Origin of the sequence: Candidatus Methanogranum gryphiswaldense, assembly GCA_019262145.1 — an archaeon.
Lineage (GTDB): Archaea > Thermoplasmatota > Thermoplasmata > Methanomassiliicoccales > Methanomethylophilaceae > Methanogranum > Methanogranum gryphiswaldense.
The window spans coordinates 517,373-541,914 of the sequence record CP076745.1 but is presented as its reverse complement, the minus strand read 5'-3'; the positions used below and the strand labels follow the sequence as shown (position 1 = coordinate 541,914).

The following is a 24,542-nucleotide window of genomic DNA, read 5'->3' as shown; positions in this document are numbered from 1 at the left end:
TCATCTCCTCAAGAGTTCCGCAGCGGCCACTGCACAGCTACGATTCTTGGATGTTCCGGCTCTGCCTATTATCTCGAACCAGGGTGCATTCGTCCCACATCCGCATTCACAACCCTCGTGTAGTATCGCAAGATCGCCCATGAGAAGACTGACCACCGGTACCCCCGTATTCATAGGAGATATCACATTGAGGAATCCAATCTTCCCAAAAGGAAGCGGTTCCAAGGTCTCAGTATCACGGATTATTACACGACTGTATATCGGAACATGAAAATGATGGTTTGGACATTGTATGTACGCCACACCGTGTTCGACTGCCCCGTAGCTTTCTATACATCTTGATTCCGGTATACCCAATCTTGCCCCGATATAATTGCGGAACTTCTCTGGGTCCATCTGTTTGTCCGTGAATCCTTTCCATCCGCCTCCGGCGACGACCATCGACCTTTCATTCAATTTCAAAGGTGGGTATCCCATCTTCTCCATCATCTCTAAAGTGAAATATAGGAATGCTGGGAATCCCAATATGCGGACTGGCAGTCCTTCCTTTTCGAACCTCAGCAAAGCATCTATGCTTCCGAATGGGTCGAACTCGTGTCCAGAGCCTGTATACCTTAAGGCGTAGAACGTCTCGTTGGCCTTGGCATACCTCATCATTGCCAATCTGGTCCTTAAGGTCCCGACATTGAACCCTTCCACCGGCTCATAGGCATACATCATGAAATTGACTGGTTCATTGGTTATGTATCCATAATATTGATTCTCGATATCGGAGGTCTTATCCATTGCAGGAAGTGTCCATTTATCAAAGAACATCTGACTTTTCTGTCCTGTGGTCCCTGATGATGTCAACGTTAACAGATAATCATCATCCTCGCGATCTTTAACTATGTGGGTCTTATAGAAATTGGCATGCAGGAATGGTATCTTGCATAGGTCTGCAGATGTCCTCAAAGATCCGATGTTGAATCCATCGCGGTCCATCCAATCCCTGAAATATCCACTATTGGACATATGCCAGATAATAGATTCTTTAACAGCCTCTAAAAATATATCATCCGTCGAATCATGATCGAACGGGTCTGATGAAGCCCAAAGACACTGTAAGGCATTGAGAGAATCATCTGGAACCTTCGGATCCGGATCGTTTAAATTCCTTATGTGATAGTCCATGTTATCATCCGTATGGGTCTAATTTCTTCACTTTATCCAATAATTCTGTGAAAGCACCTATGGTTTCCATTGCACCATAGTCCGGAACCTGACTGAACAGACATTCCATTATTATCATGTCGCCTTTCTCCGTACATGGCAATATGCCAGTACAAAAGAAATCTGAATCCTTGGCACAATGATATGCGTATATGGCACCTGGATCCGACATGCAGATATACATCTCGCAAACCGCACACCCCTCTTTTTTTATCATACGCATAGAGTCCTTGATCTTGTATTCCAGGTCTGAGCCCACATTGTCAATGAAGATCTTCCCTACACGCAGATTACGGTTTGTGACCGAGTATATCTCACTGGTTGTATTCTGAGCCGGTTCGATCCCGGGAAGGACTGCCCTATTAAGGCCCAGACCCTCGATAACTGTAGAAAATATATCATGTATCTCTTCTGGAACATGATCATCCCTTACGATGTCGTGTAATGATCTTATGGCGAGTGCAACATTTCCACGGGTATTGCTGCCATTGAAATTGTTCCGCATCTCATCACTGCAGTATTGAAAGAAGAACCCACAAGGTACCAAACCATTCTTCAGACTAATCTTTTGAGTTATGGTGTGCCACATCAAACATTGCGCAAAGACAGCATTAAGATCGTAATCCTCCTCACCGCGCTTAAGTATGGAAGATGTAAGATTCTTCATAACAGAATAATTGCGATATTTGTGCTTCACTACGCCGATGCCCATCTCAGCAATTCCTGGAAGTCTCTTATCGAATATCAAGGCCAGATGACCGGCGACCTCACCATTGGGCGCCGAAGCTACCATGGAACAGTAGTCTTTGCGAGTACATGCGGCGTAGAACTTGTCAGGATAGTAGACCGTGTCGTTCTGATATGTGTACCCGAACTCATCGTAAACACACTGGGCGACCTCGATGGCATCGTTCTCTCTGAGATCATGGAAACGGAACTCGATGTTCTCTGAAAATTCTGCGCGATCTTCAGGAGCCCTTCTCTCATAGGACGGAAGAGATTCGAAGCGTTTGATTATCCTCTGCTCTCTTCCTGCACCCCCCAGATTGCTGAGGGCCACTCCGTCTGTAAGGCCTCTCATCAACTTTAAGTTCATACATTCAGAGTCGTCATCCTCTCTTATCGTCTGAAGGTCCAAAGGACGGCCCCTGTCCTTTATTGACAGCTCTATGTCCATATCACCAATGTCAATGCCTATGTCGAACCAAGCGTCCGCATCTGATTTCGGAGGCGCGTTCTCGATGACATTCATCATCGCCTCCTCCACTGCAACACACAACTTACTGGCATCCAGATCTTTGAGGCCGTATTCCTTTGCAATAGCGGATACGCAAGACTGCACATATGTTACGGACCTTGCTTCGGTCCTAACGCGGATGTCCAATATCCTCATAACATCATTCCGATCCTATGAGTTCCTGAAATCCAGTCATAGAAAGTACTTCCGCTACGAAATCACAGGCATTCTCTATTCTCACGCTGCCACCTTTAGGACCGATACGCTTCTGTATGGCAAGTATCGCCCGAAGACCGGCACTGGATATATACTGAAGATCCTTGAGGTCTATAACAACCCTGTCCGCATCTGCCAACAGTGGTTCTACATCGTTTAGAAATCTTTGAGCCGTGAAGGTATCCAACCTACCTTCCGGCATCAATGTGAGGGTGCCGCTGCTGAGTTGTGTCCTCATGGCCCTCCTAATCAGAAGAATTCTTTATAATGATAATGTAAGAACAAAATCATTGACATCCCACATTAGAAAAAAATGAATTACGGTCCAAATCGTCTAGATATCTCAGTTTTCCTTTAACCAATTACGATCTATTTTTTGATTGTTATAACATTATATCACAATACATCGATTTCCTTAACAAGTTATAAATAATGTACTCTCAGATGATTTCAATGGTTCATATTGATGCATAAAATCTATTGAACTATAGTAAAGAAAAATAAACGAGGTGAAATAAAAATGGCTAAGTCCTTGATAAATATAGAACTGATGACCGATAATCAACAGATGGCCCAGGGTCCGTGCTCAAGCGCAAGCGCAACTGTTGGAGTAAGTAGTGCATTGTGCGACAGAACAGATTGTCCATCATACGGCAAATGGTGGTGTCCGTTCACTGGGTGGTAAACTCATTGAATGAACAGTATAACTTCAAAAGTCGTTGATTAACAAACATCTTCCAATGATTTAACTCATATCCATGTGTCTGCATAATATTGCTAAATCATTTGTATGCATACATTGATGCGCAACATCGACAAGAAACGACATATCTCCAGCAGTCTATGTATTATGTCAATACATGCCTGCCATAGATTCATTAAGGGTGCCAAAATGATACGATTCATCACGGGATATCTGTCGAAATACAAATTCTATGTTATCCTGCTTGTATCCTTTTCAATCATAGGCACGGCATCGACTTTGATCGTCCCGTACTATACTGGCATATTCATTGACGCTTTGATAACCACTGCATCTGAGAAAACTGTTTTCGATTATGCGCTCATCATCATATTTGTTGGTGTAATGGGGGCTGTTGCATCATATTTCAACAGCATGACCACGGTCAAACTGACGACCAAAGCGAGTTTCGACCTGATGAGAGATACGATATCACACATCCAAAAGATCCCGTATGATACATACACCAGAAAATTCAACCCTGCATATTTGGTACAGAGGATAGGCACTGACGTTAACACGCTCGTATCCTTTGTGATCGGCAATTTCATCATGGTATTCCTGAACGGAATAACGTTCGTGATCATAATCGTGCTAATCGCCGAGATAAACATTAGCATATTCCTTCTCGCCATTGCATTCCTGCCAGTCTATCTTTTATGTTATATGGTGCTCAGAAAACCTCTCTTCAAAAGAAGCAGAGAAATGAAAGAAAGCCAAAGCCATTATTCAAAGGTACTCTTCGAACAGCTGAATGGCATACAGGAAATAAAGATCGAGGCCGCGTTCGATAAAAGCAAGAACAACATGGAACGGAATTTCAAGAAATATCTAAGGTCCATGATATCTTTCAGCCATGCATCCTATGTGTTCACGTCATTGGACACCACGATATCCATATGCTTCCAATCCGGCGCCCTTATCGTTGGTGGACTGCAGATAATAAACGGACAGATGACAGTCGGGGAATTCACCATCGTCATAGCCTATTTCTACATACTGATAACCATAGTGAAATATTATTTCAATCTGGGAAAATCGTATCAGGACAGCAATTCCTCTTATGCACGCATGAGGGAGATATTCGACATAAAAGAAGAAAGGAACGGCAGCACCGTCATCCGGGATATCAACTCGGTGGAGATCAAGAACGTCACATATTCCCATGCCGAATCCGGTCCTGACCTCATCAAAGGACTGTCAGTATGTTTCGAGAAGGATAAGATATACCTGATAACCGGCCCCAATGGAGTGGGCAAAACGACACTTATCAACATAATGCTTGGAATACTCCAGAATCTGAAGGAAGGTAACGTTGAGTACAATGGATTGGACACTTCGAATGTGGATCTCTACACTGCTCGCAAAGATGAGATCGCCACCATGCTTCAAAGGGTCGATATTCCGGATGCCACAGTCGAAGAATACCTTGACGATGCCCTGTCCCTTGAAGGGACGGACGAGATCCTGAACATGATCAGTATAATGGGGCTGGAAGGAATGTATCTCGATAAGAACTTCGACATAAACGAACATTGGAACACGAAGATGAACGTCATGTCCGGAGGGGAGAAACAGAGGATCGTCCTCCTGAAGGTCCTTGGAAAAGGATCCAATGTATTGATAATGGACGAACCGTCCACAGGTCTCGACGATCACAGCATAAGCTGTCTGCTCAACTGTCTTTTAACTCTTAAGAAGGAAAGAATAATAATTCTAACCAGTCACGATTCGCGTTTCAGATGCATAGCAGATGAGATCGTTTCATTGGAAGAATATAATTGACCTAAAAGAGAGATATTCCAAAAAGTAATGAATTAAGATCGTCCTGAATACCACAATTATAACAAGATACAAATATGATTTATTCCATAAAAAAGTATAGAATATCATATATAATAATATCATATATTTCAATTTTAAAATTTCTTTAAACTCTACAAAATTTCTAAATAAAATTGCTTTTTATTGTAACTCATAGATTATATTATTCAAAATTCAATGCAATTTATCAAAATATAACTTAAAATGATGCTAAAATAACCAATATAAAAAATGAAGTATCGCGTTACAAACCTAAAACTAACTTTATATATATCTTCTATCGTCCCCAGGCTAATAGAAGTTACCAATCGGGGAAAAATATAATTGATGATGATTTTAAATTAGTTAGATAACGACTAATTTTTATGATTTGTAAATCGAACTCAAAAAATAAAATATTCAATAAAAATCGATAGATATATCAATATGAATAGGAAAAAACTACTGATTACGGTATTAATGATATCGTTCCTTGTATCATCCTTAGCAATAGTCACATCTGATGATTCTGATGCATCCATTGGTAATACCTTTAACAGCTCCGATGGTTATTTTAAATATACTGTCCAAACAGAAGACATATCGACGTCCAAGGGCACGGTTAGTATCTCTAGATCATCATCTTTTCTATATAACTCAATAACCATACCTTCTACTGTTGTAAACAATGGTATAACGTATGACATAGTCGCAATAAATGCAGATGGATTTAAGGGTAGCACAGGAATTACATCGATGATAATTGGATCGAAAATTATCTCGATCGGAGATTCTGCATTTAGTGGTTGTAGTAAACTAGCATCTGTAACGATACCCACCGGAGTACAATCAATTGGAAATTATGCATTTAGTGGTTGTAGTAAACTAACATCTGTAACGATACCCACCGGAGTACAATCAATTGGAAATTATGCATTTAGTGGTTGTAGTGTGCTAACATCTGTAACATTACCCTCAGGAATATTATCGATCGGAGATTCTGCATTTAGTGGTTGTAGTAAACTAACATCTGTAACGATACCCACCGGAGTACAATCAATTGGAAATTATGCATTTTATTACTGTTATAATCTAACAACGGTCAGCATTCCTTCAAGTGTAACGTCTATCGGCAATCATGCTTTCGACTATTGTACTGGATTAACAACTGTCGGCATCCCATCAAGTGTAACATATATCGGTGATTATGCATTTTATTACTGTTATAATCTAACAACGGTCAGCATTCCTTCAAGTGTAACGTCTATCGGCAATCATGCTTTCGACTATTGTACTGGATTAACAACTGTCGGCATCCCATCAAGTGTAACATATATCGGTGATTATGCCTTCAACAATTGTAACAAACTTACCTCATTTACCTTTCCATCAAGTGTAACATATATCGGCAATTCTGCATTTAGTTCCTGCAGAGGGTTAACTTCAATAGATATTCAATCTGGTTCAATTGAATCTAGCGCATTTCAATCGTGTACAGGACTATTACATCTAACTATCGGATCAAATGTAACATACGTAAAAAGCAGTGCTTTCAATGGTTGTAGTTCATTAATTGATGTATACATCTGCAACGGGGTTATTTCAATTGGTGATTATGCATTCCAGTATTGTACTAGTCTCAAAACTGTTATACTTCCGACTAGCGTAACTTCCATTGGTGATAGCGCTTTTTACTATTGCACAGCCCTTAAATCTATCTCAGTTCCTTCCAGTAACATTTCTATTGGTAAAACTGTATTTGGACGTTGCTCTAGTTTTTCATCCATTTTATATAATGAAGATTCAACAATGCTAATATATTGCCCTACTTCCAAATCAGGGTCATTTGAAATTCCCTCAACTGTCAAAACAATAGCAAGCGGTGCTTTTTATTGTGGTAATCTAACATCAATAACAATTCCATCTAGTGTCACTTCAATAGGCACTTGTGCATTCTACAGTTGCAGTAAACTAACTTCTATTACAATCCCATCTGGCGTAACATCTATTGAAGATTATACATTCCAATTATGCAGTAATCTAGCATCAATAACAATTCCATCTAGTGTCACTTCAATAGGCACTTGTGCATTCTACGGTTGCAGTAAACTAACTTCTATTACAATCCCATCTAGTGTCACTTCAATAGGTAGTGGTGCATTCTACAGTTGCAGTAAACTAACTTCTATTACAATCCCATCTGGCGTAACATCTATTGAAGATTATACATTCCAATTATGCAGTAATCTAACATCAATAACAATTCCATCTAGTGTCACTTCAATAGGCAATAGTGCATTCTCCGGTTGCAGCGGACTCATTTCAGTCATATTCTTTAGTCAACCTTCAAATATTGAGGATTCTTCTTTTTACGTAAATACAAACAATAAATGCACAATTTGGAGTACAAGTTGGGCAAATTCCACTATATTCGACTCAGATGTAACCAAAAGTAGCATTCTTAATTTCGGTCTACTTTACACAGTTACATTTGACAGCAATGGTGGAAGTAGCGTACCAAATCAATTGATCTGTGAAAACACCTGTGCAACTTTACCATCATCAACAATGACTGGCTACAGTCTTTCTGGATGGTTCACAGACTCTTCACTATCAACAGTATATAACTTTAACGATCCAATAACATCTAATCTTACACTTTATGCCATGTGGACTGCCAACAAATACACAGTAACTACTAATGAGGGGACAGGCACAACAATTAATCTCTCTGGAACTGATGCTCAATATGGAAACGATTATTCGTTCACAGTAAATTCTAACACTGGATACGACCATAGCACACCTTTGGTAACCGTTCTAATTGGTGGTACCACATATACAAATCTTACAAATGTCGACAATGTGTATACAATACATGCAACAGATATTGTAAATGAAATAACAATCATAACTTACGATTTGTCACCAAATCTATATTCCATATCTGGAACATTGACAATAAGTAACGGATTATCTCCTGTTGGAATATCGGTTGTGTTAACATCTGGATCTGATACGTACACTGCGATCACTGATTCTGAGGGAAAATATATTCTTAATAACGTACCTTACGGAACATCTGGAAACATTGTTGCAAACATCGAACATTATCATCAAAATGCAGTATTATCGATATCTGTGAGCGGAGATGCATTTAATGAAAATATTACTCTTGATCTAGATTCTTATATCGTGACTTGGGAAAATTATAATGGTACAATTTTAAAAACAGATTCCGTTGATTATGGAAATATTCCTGTATACAGCGGATCAACACCACAGAAAAATGCCACAAGTTCATATTACTATGAGTTCTCCGGATGGTCGCCTGCCATATCTGCTGTAACTGGCAATATTACCTATACTGCCACTTTCGATTCAACTCTCAGAAGCTATACTGTTTCAATATCCTCCTCCACATATGGTCTATTCTCTGGTGCTGGCATATACCAAGTTGGAGATACGGTGACGATTGATTTCACAACCGGTTCCCAACATTACATAATAGAACAATGGAATGCAGACGGTGCAGTGGTCCTATCACAAACATCAAACTCCTTGACATTCACGATGCCTGCAAGCGATACCACGGTATCATACACTATTATCAAAGACCCGAGCGTCAAAGAATGTGAAATATCATACATAAACCCGTCCTCGGTCTCCATTACTCCAGACCCAAACACCTTGGACGAGGGAACAGTAGAATCCTTTACCGTCGAATCAACCACAGATTGCACGAGTCTGACCATAACAGTACGCGACAGTACTAACACTATAATCTATCAGGGCACTTTCACAGACACCGATGCCGACGGTGTCATTACAGGTACTTTCACGATCACAGTGACGGACAACATTACCATAGAACTCTTGAGCAACACACCAACAAATAGTGACATTGATTTGAGTAATAATGTCGTACGCATCATACTGATATTGTTCTTTATTTTCCTGATATTCCTTGGTTACATCATATACCGCAAATATGTCAGACCTCGCTTGATAGAAAAAAGAGACGAACAAGATGATGATCAATCACCATGATGCATATTGTCTCAAAAATAAAGATTAAAAAAGAGTTTAATCAAGCATTCTTTGCTTTTGCAGCATGGACATATTCTTGCCAGACCTTTTCAAGGTCGCGCCTCTGAATTGTATCCATGACATACTGTGCGAACTCATCCCCGGTGGCACCTGTACTCCTTCCAGTCATTACGAGCTTCCTCTCGAACTGAACACAGACATCTAGCGCCATGTTGAGCTTGTTGCCTTTCTCTACCTCTCCGATGTGCTCCATAAGCATGGCCACTGCTTTGATCATACTGCAAGGATCAGCATACTGTGCCCTTCCCTCTGTGACCATCCTGGGTGCAGAACCGTGTATGGCCTCGAACATTGCGTATCTCTTTCCGAGATTCGCACTTCCGGCAGTTCCAACACCGCCCTGTATCTGGGCAGCCTCATCGGTGATTATATCTCCGTAAAGATTGGGTAGCACGAACACACGGAAGTCGCTTCTCCTTGCTGGATCGATCAACTTTGCGGTCGCGATATCGATGAACCAATCATCCCATTTAACACCAGGATATTCCTTCGCTATCTTTTCCGTGAGCGCAAGGAACTTACCGTCAGTGGTCTTTATGATATTGGCCTTGGTGACCACGGAAACGTAATTCTGACCTGTCTTTTTGGCATGCTCGAAACCGGCACGGATGATCCTCTCTGTACCCTGTGTCGTGGCCACGCAGAAATCCATCGCAAGGTCATCGGTTACATTGATTCCATTGCTTCCAAGTGCGTAGCTTCCCTCGGTGTTCTCCCTGTAGAATGTCCAGTTGATACCAAGTTCAGGGACCGATACCGGTCTGACATTTGCGAAAAGATCCAACTCTTTCCTCATAGCGACATTGGCACTCTCGATGTTTGGCCAAGAGTCTCCTTTCTTCGGTGTCGTCGTTGGTCCTTTGAGGATGACGTGACATTTCTTCAGATCTGCAAGAGTATCATCAGGGATGGCCTTCATGACCTCCACACGTCTCTCGATGGTGAGTCCTTCGATCTGCCTGATCTCGACCTTTCCTGACTTGATCTTATCGGCCAAAAGGAATTCCATGACCTTCTGTGCGGATGCACATATGTAGGGACCTATACCATCCCCTCCGCAAACACCGATGATGAGCTTATCAAGTTTGGAATAATCGGTCCAATCGCCTTCTTTCTTGAGCCTTTCGACCCTTTCTAATTGCTGTTTCAGAAGTTCGCCGTACTTCTCTTTCGCAACCTGAATTGCTTTCTCGTCTACCATGTAGATCACTTGGCGAACGTATGTTTACTTCACTTTTATAATTAGTTGTGAATCAGATGGTCAATCCTAATACAGATACCCTCTCGGATTCCAAATGTTTGCATATCTCGTTGACGATCTTGTTGACATCAAATATCTGCAAGCCGAAAAGCGCACAGACGACGATGATCACGGCCTTTAGATTATCCTTATATGGAACATTGTTGTCTGTAAGATGATACTCTTCGATATAGGAACCGACACACCCCATCAATGCAAGTACATTCCTCTCATAGTTATCGAGATTCACATCGATATTGAGTCTGATCAATTGTTCAGATACCCATTTGTGGGTGACCTCGATGAACCCGTTCATCACACTCCAAGACTGATGGGCGTGATAGAGAAGATCAGCAACGTTCTTTGAATTGGATGCTGTATAGAGCTCGATGGCCGCCGGATACACTATGGCCACCAGAGGATTGAAATTCCTTTTCAACTGTTCCTCGGACTCATGAAGGACATCTTCCAATGCCTCCATGACTATCTCTTTGAAGATCTCATCCTTGTTCCTGAACGCATGATATAGACTTCCATTGAGGACACCGGAACGCTGTATTATCTGGCGAGTGGTGGTCTTTTCATAACCTTGTTCGAAAAAGAGACTTGCGGAAGCTCGGATTATCCTGTCCCTTGAATCCTCGCGTCTGTTCCTCAGATCGCGAACGACCGAACTTCCGATCCCCCCTCCGTCCATGATTTCCATATGATCTTTCTCTTTTTTTATATAACGGTGCCCATGTCTTGATTATGCTCAAATAAATTAAACAAATAATCAATGGTTTACATCCTTATTTAATAATTGCCCGACAAAAAATACCTGTATAAAGCATTTATCATCCATATATTCATTGAGCGCGCTCAATAAAATTATATACGATATCGTAATTGAGCACGCTCAAAGGTGAACCATGTTCGATAAAATGGCAAAGACCATAATAAAACACCCGAAGGCTATCATAGCCATCTGGCTGGTCGCACTCCTTATCGCGGTACCTTTCGCTGTACAATACAGGGATGTCCTGAATTACGACATCACATCCATGGTTAGCAGCGATTCGGAATCGAATCAGGGGCTATCAATAATAGAGGACCAATTTGCAGAAACTACATCGACAGGAACTATAATCGTAATCGAATACGATACCTCAGAGGAACTCGCTGAGATCTCAGATTTCATTTATGATAGTGGTGGACTGTCCGACCAATTGACCAATACGTACGGTACCGATGCCTCATTGGCACTTTTAGGTTCGTACAACAAGGACGGAGATAAGACCCAGAGCGGTATTTACATGATCGCCATACAATATGGCGATGGTATCACGGGGTCCAATGAGGTCCAGAATATGAGGGACCTTGTTTCCTCAGCCAAGACCGATACAGGTATCGAACTTACGACATATGTCACAGGTACAGATGCTATAGAATACGATACTGAGAATGGTGCTATGACCGATGTCGAAAAGATCGATCCATTCTCGATCCTTCTCATCATCATACTGCTTGGTCTGTTCTTCTACGCTATAACCACCGCAATAATACCTCCGGCAGTGGTCGGAATGGCATACGGTACTGTTCTGGCACTTGTATTCTTTATCGGAGGGGTACTCGACATATTCTACATAACCACGACCATAGTCCTGGTGTCCATGCTCGGTGCAGGATGCGACTACTCCATATTCATAATCTCGAGATATAGAGAGGAACGTAAGGGAGGAAAAGAGAAAGATGATGCACTCACGGAATCCATCAAATGGGCCGGAGAATCCGTTGCCACGTCTGGACTCGCGGTCATCATCGGTTTCGGTGTTATGAGCCTGTGCTCCTTCTCAATGATAAGATCCATGGGAATCATACTAGCGCTAGGTATCGTTCTTGCAATGATAGCGGCACTAACATTCATACCTGCTATCCTGGCACTCATCGGGGACAAGGTCTTCTGGCCTTCCAAGATAGAATCCTATAGTGCCGGTGGAAAGGCAAGGGAAGGTATCTGGGGTAAATTTGCCAACTTCGGAAAGAAACATTTCACCAAGGCAGCAAGAATATCCAAGAAACATGCTTTACCGATCGTCATCGCTGCGATATTGATCTCCCTACCTGCCATCTATGTCATGGAGACAGAAGAGGACTCGTTCGATATGATCAGCGTCATGCCGGACAGTGAGGGAAAAGAAGGTATCAACACAATAATCGATTATACCGACGGCGGTATGATCATGCCCACCTACGTTGTCATCCAGCTTAACAGTTCAATAGCAACGGTGGATACAACAAACCATACGCTTACTTGGACGAGCGATGCCACTGAATACCTACAGATGACGAATACGATCTCGGAAGGAATTGTGGCCAACGACACAAGTAATGTCGATTATGTACTAGGCCCCACTCCTTGGACGAGTATATACAGCCAGACATACGCAGCGGTATACGAACAGGTCTACGAGGCCCTTGTGGCACAGCTCGGAGAAGGTAATGTGACGCCAGAGATGGTCGCCGCCTACATATCCGCGAACTATGGCACAGAGGGCATCAATGAACTCGCAGTGCAACAATTGCCTGAATTGCTCCAACCCTACATATCGGCCGTATTCGATCAGATGGGATGGAATACCAGTGCATCAACTGTCGCACCATACATAGATTACATTGTGAACTATGTCGGAGGAACAGTATCAACTGACGGAACATACGTTAAACTTACTGTAATATTGATCGATGAGCCCATGTCCCAGGAATCAATGGATTCCATAAATGCCATAGACTCGTTGGTACACGGTACATACGATGAGGAATACAGCGATATCACATCAGAGACATGGGTCGCAGGTGCGGTAGTGTCCCTCGGAGAGATATCTGAGACAGTCAATTCTCAGTTCGATTGGATCAAGATATGCGTCATAGTACTGATCTTCGTATTGTTGTTCTTCGTGTTGGGATCATATCTAACGCCACTGCGTTCGTTGATCACCATACTCATGGGAATAACATGGACCGTGGCACTTACACACATAGTGTTCACCATGATCTTGGGAATACCTGTAACATGGGTGGTCCCGATAGTGCTGTTCGTGGTGTGTTTAGGACTCGGAATGGATTACGATATCCTGCTGACGACACGTATAAGAGAGAACAAGAAGAAGGGAATGTCCAATGATGATGCGATAGATGCAGCACTGGTAAAATCCGGATCTGTCATCACACTTTGCGGACTTATCATGGGTGGAACATTCCTGACATTGTTGGTCTCCTCATCCCCGCTCTTGCAGGAATTCGGATTCGCTCTGGGATTCGCCATACTGGTGGACTCGCTGGTCATAATCCCCTATGTGGTGCCTGCATTGATGCACCTCATGGGAGATTGGAGCTGGAAAGGTCCGAAGTTCCTCCAAAAAAGGAACCAGTGATAAGGGTCCCTGAAACAATTTAAATCAAATCCTTTACCCGTGTCGTTAACGACACGGGGTACATATTCCATACTGATATCAAAGACTGCCACCATTGGTGAACGTTCTTGAACGAACAATATTATAAATTCGTACTGGATGCTAATATCTATGATATTTCAAAAATTAGCTAACGGAATCACAAAGCATTCCAAGCTGATTATCGCTATTTGGATCATAGCTCTTATCATCGCAGTGCCTTTTTTCAGCAAAGCGGTCGATACACTCAACTATAATTCAGATGACATGGCAGATTCCAATTCGGAATCGAGCGTAGGGGCTCAGATAATCGCAGACTACTTCGTAAGCAGTAGTGGAGAATCCAATTCGACCGACCTTCTAATCATAACTTATGATGACGAAGCAGGAAAAACGGCATCGGAAGAAGTCGAAGCCGAACTAGTTCTTAATTATAGTGAATTTATGGATGGGGCCTTGAAGATCATCATACCCTATGAAGATTACAGTAATGCGGACGGCTCAGGCATGAGAATGATCGCTATCATCTTCTCGGATCAAGCGGTATCAGATGGAAGTTATACAGATGATACTAAAGAACTCAGGGAATGGATCGCGACATACACAGAAAAAGCTGAAAAAGAAAATGATGCTGCCCTATCCACATATGTGACTGGTAACCCCGCCATATCATATGACATAATGACCGGTTCTACAGAAGATATCTCCCATATCGATATCTTCTCGATAGCTTTGATCCTTATCCTTGTAGGTCTGTTCTTCAGATCCGTATTTGCATCTGCATTGCCTCCGATCACGATCGGTGTCGCAATTGCCATTGCATTCCTTGGATTGTTCTTTGTCGGAAGTGTGATGGACATATTCTTCATCACAGAGATGTTCATTATCGTATCCATGCTGGGTGCTGGTTGTGACTATTGTATATTCATAGTATCCAGATACAGAGAAGAACGCAGAAAGGGTGCAGACCACGACACGGCGATACATGAAGCGATCGTGTGGGCAGGAGAATCCATAACCACATCTGGAATCGCGGTCATGATCGGATTCGGTGCCATGTCAATATGTTCATTGTCGCTCATAAGCGGAATGGGAGTGATGTTGGCCATCGGTATCGCAATCGCTCTATTGGCAGCACTCACACTGATAACCTCCATACTTAACCTTCTCGGAGAAAGGATTTTCTGGCCTTCCAAGATAGAATCATATCAGGAAGGTAGCAAAGCGATGAACGGATGGTACGGGAAATGTGCCAGATTCGGAAATAAATACTTCCATAAATCTGTCAAATTCTCACTGGCTCACGCAAAAGCGATCGTCGTAGCAGCCATACTTTTCACCGTTCCGATGGTGTATGTGGTAGCAACCGCGGAAACATCCTACGACATGGTGGGCACTATGCTGACTGGAGAGTCACAGGAAGGTCTAGATGTCATAGAGGAATACACGTATGGCGGATTGATAATGCCTGACTATGAGGTATTGGAACTAGAGGACAGCATCGCCACCATAACTACCACTACAATATCAGGGCAAACAGTATATTTGCTAACATGGAACAGCAATTATACCACATACTATGACAAACTAACAGAACTATCTAGTACAATATCGAGTAACGACAGCAATATCGGAGAAGCATACAGTCTCCAAGTATGGGCTAACATAGCTGATGCCGCAATAGAATCTGTAGGCCCCCAAGAAACAGGAGAAACAGATTCTGAATATCTACTAAGACTCTATACCAACAATGAAAAAACAGGCATACTGGATGATACTACAATAATCCCATCTTCCCTGAACATCTATATGGAAACCATATATCTTCTAACCGCTGCAGCAATAGCAGAAGGAGAGGAATTATCGTACGATAATACAACATATGGTGCAATGGTAGACGGTACGATGAATTACACGACTGGCATTGTGGGTGGAATCACCAATGCCGATAACACCATATCTGTAACATATGTGAAAATGACAATAATCACAAATGAACAGTCAATGTCTGACAAATCCATGGATTCTCTGCACACCATTCATGCAGAGGTCAGTAGTTTCCTGGAAAACAATGAAGAGTTTACCCAAGCCTGGTTGACAGGTTCTGCAGCAGTCATGTACGAAGTGTCTGAAGAAGTAAATGGAGAATTTGCTAAGATCATAGCACTTGCGGTCATCCTGATCTTCATACTATTGTTCTTTGTCATTAAATCTTACTTGACACCGTTGCGTTCGATCGTTACCATTCTCATGAGTGTCGTATGGACCATCGCAATAACACATCTGGTATTCTCAGACATTGGTTTGATCTGGCTAATACCTATTGTGCTGGTCGTGATATGTCTTGGACTGGGAATGGATTACGATATCCTGCTGACGACGCGTATCAAAGAAAATCATCTGCATAGGGGCATGTCGAATGATGACGCAATCACAGAAGCTGTGATAAGCTCTGGATCTGTGATCACGATCTGCGGTCTGATCATGGGTGGTGCTTTCGGTACTCTCATGATCTCCAACATGGTCATGCTACAGCAGTTCGGATTCGCATTAGCATTCGCCATAATCGTGGATGCTTTGATCGTGCGTACTTACATCGTACCTGCGGTCATGCACCTGATGGGCGAATGGTGCTGGAAAGGTCCTAAGTTCCTGAAGAAGAAAGAACATCCGACGGAAGAAATACCTAAAACCCCATAAACTCCCTGGGGGTAAATCCCCCAGTTTTCTATTTTTTGTTGTTCCATACCTCATAAAATAACTATGACCTATACAATCAATTCAACAAAACAACATGGTGTAGAAAAATCGAATATAGAATAAATTACCGGATGTTACTCTATCTTCAATCGTCTCCCCACGTCGTTATACCGCTCTTGTCCATATCTCCGAGTGAACTCTTTCTGAATATGGGGTCTTTCACACCGGCACTCACTTGATCCCTGTAATCTTTGTAAGCAGCAAATGCATATTTGGACAACAACATGACTGCGATGATATTGAATATGCCCATGCAGGCCATGAATACATCGCAAACATCCCATACAAGGCTGAGAGGAAGCAAACACGATACGAAGACCACGAATACAGTGACGATACGCATGTAAACCAGATACCTGTTCTTTTTGGATATGAATTTCACATTGGTCTCAGTTATTGAATAGCATGCAATAAGATTTGTAAAAGCAAATATCGTCATAAAGAACGCAAGTATGGCTGGTGCTGCAACACCCAAGAAACCTGCACTGAGGATGCTCTGTACCAGAGGCGCACCAGTAAGACCTAAGGATGAGTAATCACCGTATGTGAGAATAATGAATGCTGTACCGGAACAGACAACCAATGTATCGATGAAAACACCCAAAGATTGCACTAGGCCCTGCTTTACCGGATGTTTCACATAAGCTGCAGACGAAACGTTCGGTATCGAACCCACTCCTGCCTCGTTGGAGAAGACCCCTCTTCTCAACCCCCACATCAATGCAGTACCTATCGTCGCACCTACTGCAGCATCAAGATTGAATGCCCCTGCGATTATGGCATGTAATACCCCGGGCAAGGCCGTGAAGTTTATGATCACTGTTACAAAAGCTATGACCATCCACAATAATGCCATCTGAGGCACAATATAGTATGATGCTCTGGCTACACGACCTATACCGCCGAATATAACGATGCCCGCAACAAGAGCAAGCAATATCGCAAATATCAAGGCAGCATAATTGAAATCAAACGCTCCGATGAACGCATCGGTCGCATTTGCAGATTCGACACCTGCTATGCCACAATATGCACATATTGTTATCATGGCCATAAATACCGCAAATTTAGGTTTTTTAAGTCCGTTCGTTATGTAATATGCAGGTCCGCCGATAAAACCGAACTCGCCGTGTTTCTCTTTGAACATCTGTCCAAGAGTGCATTCCATGAAACTGCTGGCTGCACCTATTATAGCAAATGTCCACATCCAGAATATGGCTCCAGGCCCACCGAGCATTATGGCCGTTGCCACACCTGCGATGTTCCCTATTCCAACACGTGCACCCAGACCTATGCAGAATGCTTCGAAAGAAGAGATGGCCTTGCCCTTTTCACTCTTATCTGCCTTGAATGCCAATCGATTCTCTTCTCTCAGCTTGAAGATCTGGACACCTTTCAGTTTGATCGTGAAATATATCCCAAAACCGACCAACAATACAAAAGCTACATACCACAAATATTGGTCTATGTAATTATTGATGAATGAATCCAAATTTTCGAGAACAGTAATTATTACACAACCTTTCAAACTGCGAATTAAAGACGCTTTGAGTGCATTTAAACTTGACCTTCATTTGATTCCCAAACAAGGTCCTGCTTCACAAAAAGATGTGCACTCACATTAAATTCAAATAGAGATCATACTCTAATGTTACAAGGAGCGTTCTCAGATTGAATGATGTCATTGACAAACTAACGAGAACGTCAACCATCCCTAGCGAAAGGATACTCATGTATCTAATGGGACTTCTGTTCCTGATCGCAGGCACCTATGGATTCCATCAATACAATATTGGTAGTGATGATGTTGATTCTGTCGAAGGATTACTGATCCTGCTAATATCGCTGAGGATAATGAGCGGTGATACTCCGTTCGGAACATACCGCCGCTCCATCCACCTATCCATACTTGGTTCGATAGGTATCATTATCGGAGTGTTCGATCTGCTTCTACCTTATGCTTTCACAGAATTGATACAAGTCATAACAATGATCATACTGGCCATCTACTCCGCGATGTGCATCGTATGGGCAATAAGGGGACGCGAGAAAAATGGGATCGTCCTGAGGTCCCTTTGCATGATATTTGGCCTACTATTGATCTTCATGATATTTGATATGGCAAATATCTTTGACTTCGAAGATTGCCTTCCTTACTCGATCGTAATGGTCGCCATGGGTCTGACGATGACGGGCATGGCATATACAAGAACTAATTTTCCTATTCACAAAAAAGATGAATTCCCTATCATGTCTCTAATACTGTTCTTTACGGGAATCGTCATGCTATGCAACGTAATAGCTATCGTGGTCATGATGGTCACCGCCGGAAACATAAAGATATCACTAAGAGGAATGATGGCAGTCTTCCTCATGATACTGGCATTGAGATTGATATCCGATGGGGATTCTCCGTTTGGAAATATCGGAAGGTCGAACTTAGCTGTGATCATAGGTATCATCTGCATGACCATAAGCATGATAGCTGTGATCGTGCCATCTGATGTTCTTCATTCAGTAATGTCCTACACACTAGGTCTTTTGAATCTAGTAGAGGGAATTAGACTATTGAAGATGCTTGTGATGAGAGAAAAAGAGATTCAAAAGGTCAAATTAAGAATTACTGTCACCAGTATGACCGCAATATTATTCGGGATTAACCTTCTAATACCAGGGGTATTCGACAGTACAATGATCCTTTTCACGATGGTGTTGATGTCAATAACAATGATATCACTAGGAATGACAATATTCACTATAAGATTGAGAAAAATAAAAGGAGTTAATGCGACCAATATCTAAACTCGCAAAAATTCTATATTGATAATTGATAAACTACATGTCACCAGATATGTTGACTTTCTATGAATGAAGATTGAATCCGAAACTTATAGCACCATATGAGAAAATTGACTCATATTTTATTTTATCTGATTTTTTTAAAAAATTATTTATCAACCTTAACTCCGCAAAATTAGGAATGAATATATTCCCTGTTTGCAGAGTTAAGGTTTTAAAAGGTTTCAAAGACCGAACGGTATCACTGGACAGTATCTATTTCCGAGGTTATGACGACGTTTCCTCTTCTTCCGTCCACAGTGTATGTTCCATCAGAACCAGTGGCGTTGGACACTGTATATCTGTACCCATTCGCTTTGATCTGGATCGTCAGTATGTCCCCTTTGCGTATCTTCGATCCACTGTCGATCGGGTTCCCGTCGATGGTGACGGTAACGCTGTCGTTCTCGAATACTACTTTCCTTCTTCTGTAGAACAGGAAGAATACTAATAGCAATATCAGGACGATTGCGATGAGTATCCACCACGAGAAGCTCTTTTCGGAGGATGGCGATACGATCTGGACTTCTTTGTAATCCACAGTGATGGTGACGTCTCCCGTGACGTGATCTATCGATACCGTGCCTGCAGTGAGGGAACCGCTCGAATACTGGAATACGTCGACCGTGTTCCCGCCCATGGTGACCGTAACATAGACCTCTTCGACGAGGATGCTCCCCGTGACAGAGACGGATATGCCGTCACCTGCGGAGACGATCCCACCTGACGGGACCCCGTCGACGGATATGAACTCACTGTCATAGATCAGGGTCACGGTGTAATCATTAAGTGTCCAGACCGCGAACAGCGTAGTAGGATATGTTATGTTAACTATCGAAGATGCTTCTATTTTAGTACCGCCGGATACAGTTGTATACCATCCATCAAAAGTATATCCTTCCCTTGATGTGGTGGCCAAAGTACCATATTGAGAACCGTATGTAACTTGAATTGTAGTCGGATCGGCCGCAATACCCCCATTAGAATCGAATGTTACCGTATATGTTCCTGGATTTGAAACTAAAGTATATGCGGCCCATGGCTTTTCTATCTCCCCATCATTATACTCGTCAGCGGCCTTGGCAACTATTGTAACTGTTCCTATACCTACGGCGGTTACCTTCCCCGTATCCATATCAACAGTAGCAACAGAAGTATCTGTAGAGAACCATTTGATGATGGGTACTTCATCATTAGCAGTATCTTTGTTAAGATCCTCTTGAGTTATACTCCCATAGGTAAAAGAATTATCATTTGTATCAGTCAAAGTGGCAGTAAGGTATTTTTCATCACCTACATACCATGTAAGAGAGGCACTGCTTATCTCTATGTTGTTGACCAAAGATGTAAAAACGCAACTCTGAAATGTCTCGTCTGTTGCATTGGGAACGAGAGGTGATTTGGAAGAGCTGTACTCCGTATATGTCAGACCATTGGAGGTCCCATAAAGATACTCGTATGGATCTAACGCAGAAGACAATGGCGTTACCCCTTCGATGACCTCCTGCAGAGTGCACCCCTCTACCTCGTTGAAATCTATGTTGAACAAAGTGTACCTATTATTGCTCGCAGGAAGAGAAATTGATGAACCAGAATTGAATACGACTACCTCTTTTGTCGTTATAACATTATCTATCGCACTAACCGGTATTATGTTCAATCCCATATTCTCCCAATATCCATCGTAATTTGAAATTGAAGTCGCGACCTCTGGAAGAGTGATCGTCCCCAAACTTTCTCCGACACAGTATTTTACATTATATGACGTAGCAACGGTCATGCCTTTGATCATTTGAATGAATGCAACGGCATCCACTATATTCTGGATCTGCTGTTCCTGCGTAATCAAAGTATCTCCATCCTTTACAATGAATGTATTATCTTTGAGATCGAATATCGCATATCCCTCTATGGAGTCAGGCAAAGTAGTTGACAATAAGATATAAGGGATTGAAGGATTAAAAGACCCGTTCTGATTGTTTACCTGTGCATACCTGTAGAGACTACTTGGAAATGCCACAGTATCATAATAATAACTCTCCACAAAGATCGTCTTCTCAATTTCTGTCATACCAACAAATGATAAGGTTCCAGTAATAAAAATTGAAGTAACAGTAAGAGGATTGCCACTAGTTCCATCCTCCACCTTGATGAATCCTTGGGTATCATGCACATTATTCAGAGTGAGATTGTTGAAATAGACATTTGATGATGAGTTATTCACCTGAATTGGCCCACACCCCGATATTGATGTCCAATCTTCCAATGTAACATTATTGAATATTATATAATCTGAATTCAATACATTGATTGCAACATTTCTATTATTCTCAGCACTACTACTGACAAGATTAAGATTGGTAATGACTACATTATTAAAAACATTATTTGACTGACCGGTCATATGAAAATAATGTTGACCCGTACTCTTGTAGAACATGCTGCGATCTTGAGCATTAAAAGTTATATTTGAGGCGTAAAAATTACTCCACAGTATATTGCGGAGGTTGTAATCCGTACCTCCATATGAATAATATCCCATGTCGAATTCCACTAAATCTGAGGTGGCTCCCAATCCAATTAAGGATAGATTATTAAAAGAAAAATAACCGGTAGAAGCGCATCCCGCTGATACTGAATAATCCCCAGGCTTGAAAAATATAGTAGTATTGTCCGCTATTATAGTACTGATTCCGCCTGTCCCATCAAACTGATTGCCTACGAATACGGTGACACTAGAATACATATTACCCTCATATGTGACGGATATCACTTGCCCAGCAGCTACACCATCTGTTGTTGCCGATGCTAAATCTGGATAAACTATGTACCAATGACTAACATTGTCTGAAAAAGTCAATGTGTTCAACAAAGTAGCCACGGTCGTTTCATCTGAGTCTGACGTTCCTCTTATCACGACGTTTGGGTTTTCAAGTACTTTCGAATCTGTCGATCCATAATCGACTTCAGCAGAAACGGGTGAAGAAACGACCGCTGCAAATAAGCTGAATGTGATTATCACAAATACGAACGTACCTGATATAATGCGTGTTTTCAAATATAATTCTCCTATCAATCGATAATTGAAACAAGATACAATAACAACACCTTTTATTTAAGCTGATTCTTTAGCGTATTTAAATATATCATTATTTTTGATTGAAATCAGTATATTATCTGATAAGGATAAAAACTGAATAACGACAACTTTTACAATCAAAAATAAAATGCAAACACACAAAAATCTTTTATTTAATTCATTAGGTGATTAAACAATTACAAATGATAATTTGACGACTCATTGATATATGATTTCAAATTATATTGATATATGAATATAATTTAACGAATATCATTAAATAATTCTAATTTCTAGACGGCCACGAAGTCAATGGTGATGACCGCATGGATTCAAACCAAAAAAACAAAGAAGATTCAAAATTGAATTCCGATCATGTCAAAACACACAGACATGGACATTTGTCGATGATACTGGCGATCGTATCTATCGTGATGTGCATCATAATGGCCGTAACTGTTTTGAACGATACGAACGACTCTGCTGCAGCAGACACGACATTTACAGTGACGACCGGTGGGATAGAGGTCACATACTACATCATATCTGACTCTGAAGCTACGGTCCAGGTAGGTAACGGTTACAGTGCTGCCATCGATACGTCCACGAGCGTTACCTTGACGATACCTTCAACTGTGAGCTACGATGGCGTCACTTACACTGTGATCGCCATAGGGGACCGCGCGTTCTACAATTGTTCCAGCTTAACATCGATAACGATATCTGACAATGTTGAATCCATAGGAAATTATGCGTTCTATAATTGCTCTGCACTTACATCGATCACTATACCTGACAACGTCACATCCATCGAAAAATTCACTTTTCAAGGCTGTTCCGCACTTAAAACGATAACATTATCTGCCAATATCGAATCAATAAGAAGTTATGCGTTCTATAATTGCTCTGCACTCACATCCATAACGATACCTGATAGTGTCACATCGATCGGAGACTATGCTTTCAGCAACTGCTCCTCACTCACATCCATAACGATACCCGACAGCGTTGAATCCATTGGGGATTATGCATTCTATAGCTGTTCTTCACTCATATCAATAACCTTATCGGATAATATTGAGGCCATCGGAGACAGCACATTCTACAATTGCTCCTCACTCACAACAATAACAATTCCAGATAGCGTTGAATCCATAGGGGATTATGCATTCTTCAACTGCTCTGCACTTACATCGATAACCATCTCAAGCAATACGGAAACGATCGGAGAATATGCTTTCTGTACGTGCTCTGCTCTGATATCCATTACGATTCCAGATAGTGTTGAATCCATAGGGGACCGCGCGTTCTACAAGTGTTATTCACTTACATCGATCACCCTGTCAGATGATATTGAATCGATAGGAGAGTACACTTTCTGCAAATGCTATGCTTTGACATCGATCACGATTCCAGATAGTGTTGAGACGATAGGAGATTATGCATTCGAATACGGTTACTCTCTGACTTCGATCACTATACCAAACAGTGTCGATTCCATTGGGGATTATGCCTTCCAATACTGCTCACTCCTCAGCTACATATATATCGAAAGGACCTCGAGCATGTCATTGGGCACATACTGTTTCGATACTCAATGTGAAACAGGTCTGACGATAGATACATCACTTTCGTCTGATGATTTCGACTCTACATACAGCAGTAAAACATCGGTGACCATTAACTCATCCTATGATGGGAACGATGAGGACCAATCCTATATTGTAATAATAATTGTGGCGGTTATCATCATACTTCTGGTACTGGCGGCTTGGGCATATATGAAAAGAAGATGAGGACACTGCTCCATAAATACCATAAAAACTCCACTCGAGATTTCCCGAGTGGAGTGATATTTTAATGATAAAGAATTA

Annotated in this window: 14 protein-coding genes; 7 read left to right on the top strand and 7 right to left on the bottom strand. The window is 41.7% G+C overall.

Going from position 1 to position 24,542, the window contains the following annotated elements:
- From KRP56_02800 to KRP56_02790, 3 genes are read right to left on the bottom strand one after another with little or no spacing between them, the layout of a single operon-like run.
- Positions 1–1,173 carry a hypothetical protein gene (locus KRP56_02800; GenBank protein UAL08193.1) on the bottom strand — a complete coding sequence of 391 codons (1,173 nt, stop codon included), beginning with the start codon at positions 1,171–1,173 and terminating at the stop codon, positions 1–3.
- Positions 1,174–1,177: 4 nt separating this feature from the next.
- A complete protein-coding gene (locus KRP56_02795) occupies positions 1,178–2,605 on the bottom strand; it encodes an ATP-binding protein (GenBank protein ID UAL08192.1) in 1,428 nt (475 codons plus the stop codon).
- Positions 2,606–2,609: 4 nt separating this feature from the next.
- Entirely contained in the window at positions 2,610–2,903 is a 294-nt protein-coding gene (locus KRP56_02790; protein UAL08191.1) for an STAS domain-containing protein, read from the bottom strand.
- 282 nt (positions 2,904–3,185) lie between these two features.
- On the opposite strand from KRP56_02790, the gene KRP56_02785 reads away from it, so the two are divergent.
- The 3 genes from KRP56_02785 (at position 3,186) to KRP56_02775 (ending at position 9,260) form a co-directional block, all read left to right on the top strand.
- Complete coding sequence (locus KRP56_02785) at positions 3,186–3,350, top strand: hypothetical protein (GenBank protein ID UAL08190.1); 165 nt, start codon at positions 3,186–3,188, stop codon at positions 3,348–3,350.
- Between the two features lie 207 nt (positions 3,351–3,557).
- On the top strand, positions 3,558–5,192 hold the full coding sequence (locus KRP56_02780) for an ABC transporter ATP-binding protein/permease (GenBank protein UAL08189.1): 1,635 nt from the start codon (positions 3,558–3,560) through the stop codon (positions 5,190–5,192).
- A 465-nt stretch (positions 5,193–5,657) separates the two neighbouring features.
- On the top strand, positions 5,658–9,260 hold the full coding sequence (locus KRP56_02775; GenBank protein UAL08188.1) for a leucine-rich repeat protein: 3,603 nt from the start codon (positions 5,658–5,660) through the stop codon (positions 9,258–9,260).
- A 40-nt stretch (positions 9,261–9,300) separates the two neighbouring features.
- On the opposite strand, the gene KRP56_02770 is transcribed toward KRP56_02775, so the two are convergent.
- Together KRP56_02770 and KRP56_02765 are read right to left on the bottom strand one after the other, a co-directional pair.
- Positions 9,301–10,521, bottom strand: coding sequence for an isocitrate/isopropylmalate dehydrogenase family protein (locus KRP56_02770; GenBank protein ID UAL08187.1), 1,221 nt, complete (start codon positions 10,519–10,521; stop codon positions 9,301–9,303).
- 52 nt (positions 10,522–10,573) lie between these two features.
- The gene (locus tag KRP56_02765) at positions 10,574–11,266 is read right to left on the bottom strand and encodes a TetR/AcrR family transcriptional regulator (protein ID UAL08186.1); all 693 of its coding nucleotides are present in this window, start codon (positions 11,264–11,266) and stop codon (positions 10,574–10,576) included.
- A 205-nt stretch (positions 11,267–11,471) separates the two neighbouring features.
- Between KRP56_02765 and KRP56_02760 the strand changes: the two genes are divergently transcribed.
- The gene (locus tag KRP56_02760; protein UAL08185.1) at positions 11,472–13,973 is read left to right on the top strand and encodes an MMPL family transporter; all 2,502 of its coding nucleotides are present in this window, start codon (positions 11,472–11,474) and stop codon (positions 13,971–13,973) included.
- Positions 13,974–14,123: 150 nt separating this feature from the next.
- Positions 14,124–16,691 (top strand): MMPL family transporter, encoded by a 2,568-nt coding sequence (locus tag KRP56_02755; protein UAL08184.1) that lies wholly within the window; start codon positions 14,124–14,126, stop codon positions 16,689–16,691.
- 145 nt (positions 16,692–16,836) lie between these two features.
- Here KRP56_02755 and KRP56_02750 read toward each other — a convergent pair whose 3' ends face one another.
- Positions 16,837–18,243 (bottom strand): alanine:cation symporter family protein, encoded by a 1,407-nt coding sequence (locus KRP56_02750; GenBank protein UAL08183.1) that lies wholly within the window; start codon positions 18,241–18,243, stop codon positions 16,837–16,839.
- Positions 18,244–18,422: 179 nt separating this feature from the next.
- Between KRP56_02750 and KRP56_02745 the strand changes: the two genes are divergently transcribed.
- Positions 18,423–19,553 (top strand): hypothetical protein, encoded by a 1,131-nt coding sequence (locus KRP56_02745; GenBank protein UAL08182.1) that lies wholly within the window; start codon positions 18,423–18,425, stop codon positions 19,551–19,553.
- A gap of 238 nt (positions 19,554–19,791) precedes the next feature.
- Here KRP56_02745 and KRP56_02740 read toward each other — a convergent pair whose 3' ends face one another.
- The gene (locus KRP56_02740) at positions 19,792–22,647 is read right to left on the bottom strand and encodes an InlB B-repeat-containing protein (GenBank protein UAL08181.1); all 2,856 of its coding nucleotides are present in this window, start codon (positions 22,645–22,647) and stop codon (positions 19,792–19,794) included.
- Between the two features lie 347 nt (positions 22,648–22,994).
- On the opposite strand from KRP56_02740, the gene KRP56_02735 reads away from it, so the two are divergent.
- On the top strand, positions 22,995–24,464 hold the full coding sequence (locus KRP56_02735) for a leucine-rich repeat domain-containing protein (GenBank protein UAL08180.1): 1,470 nt from the start codon (positions 22,995–22,997) through the stop codon (positions 24,462–24,464).
- Positions 24,465–24,542: the final 78 nt, after the last annotated feature.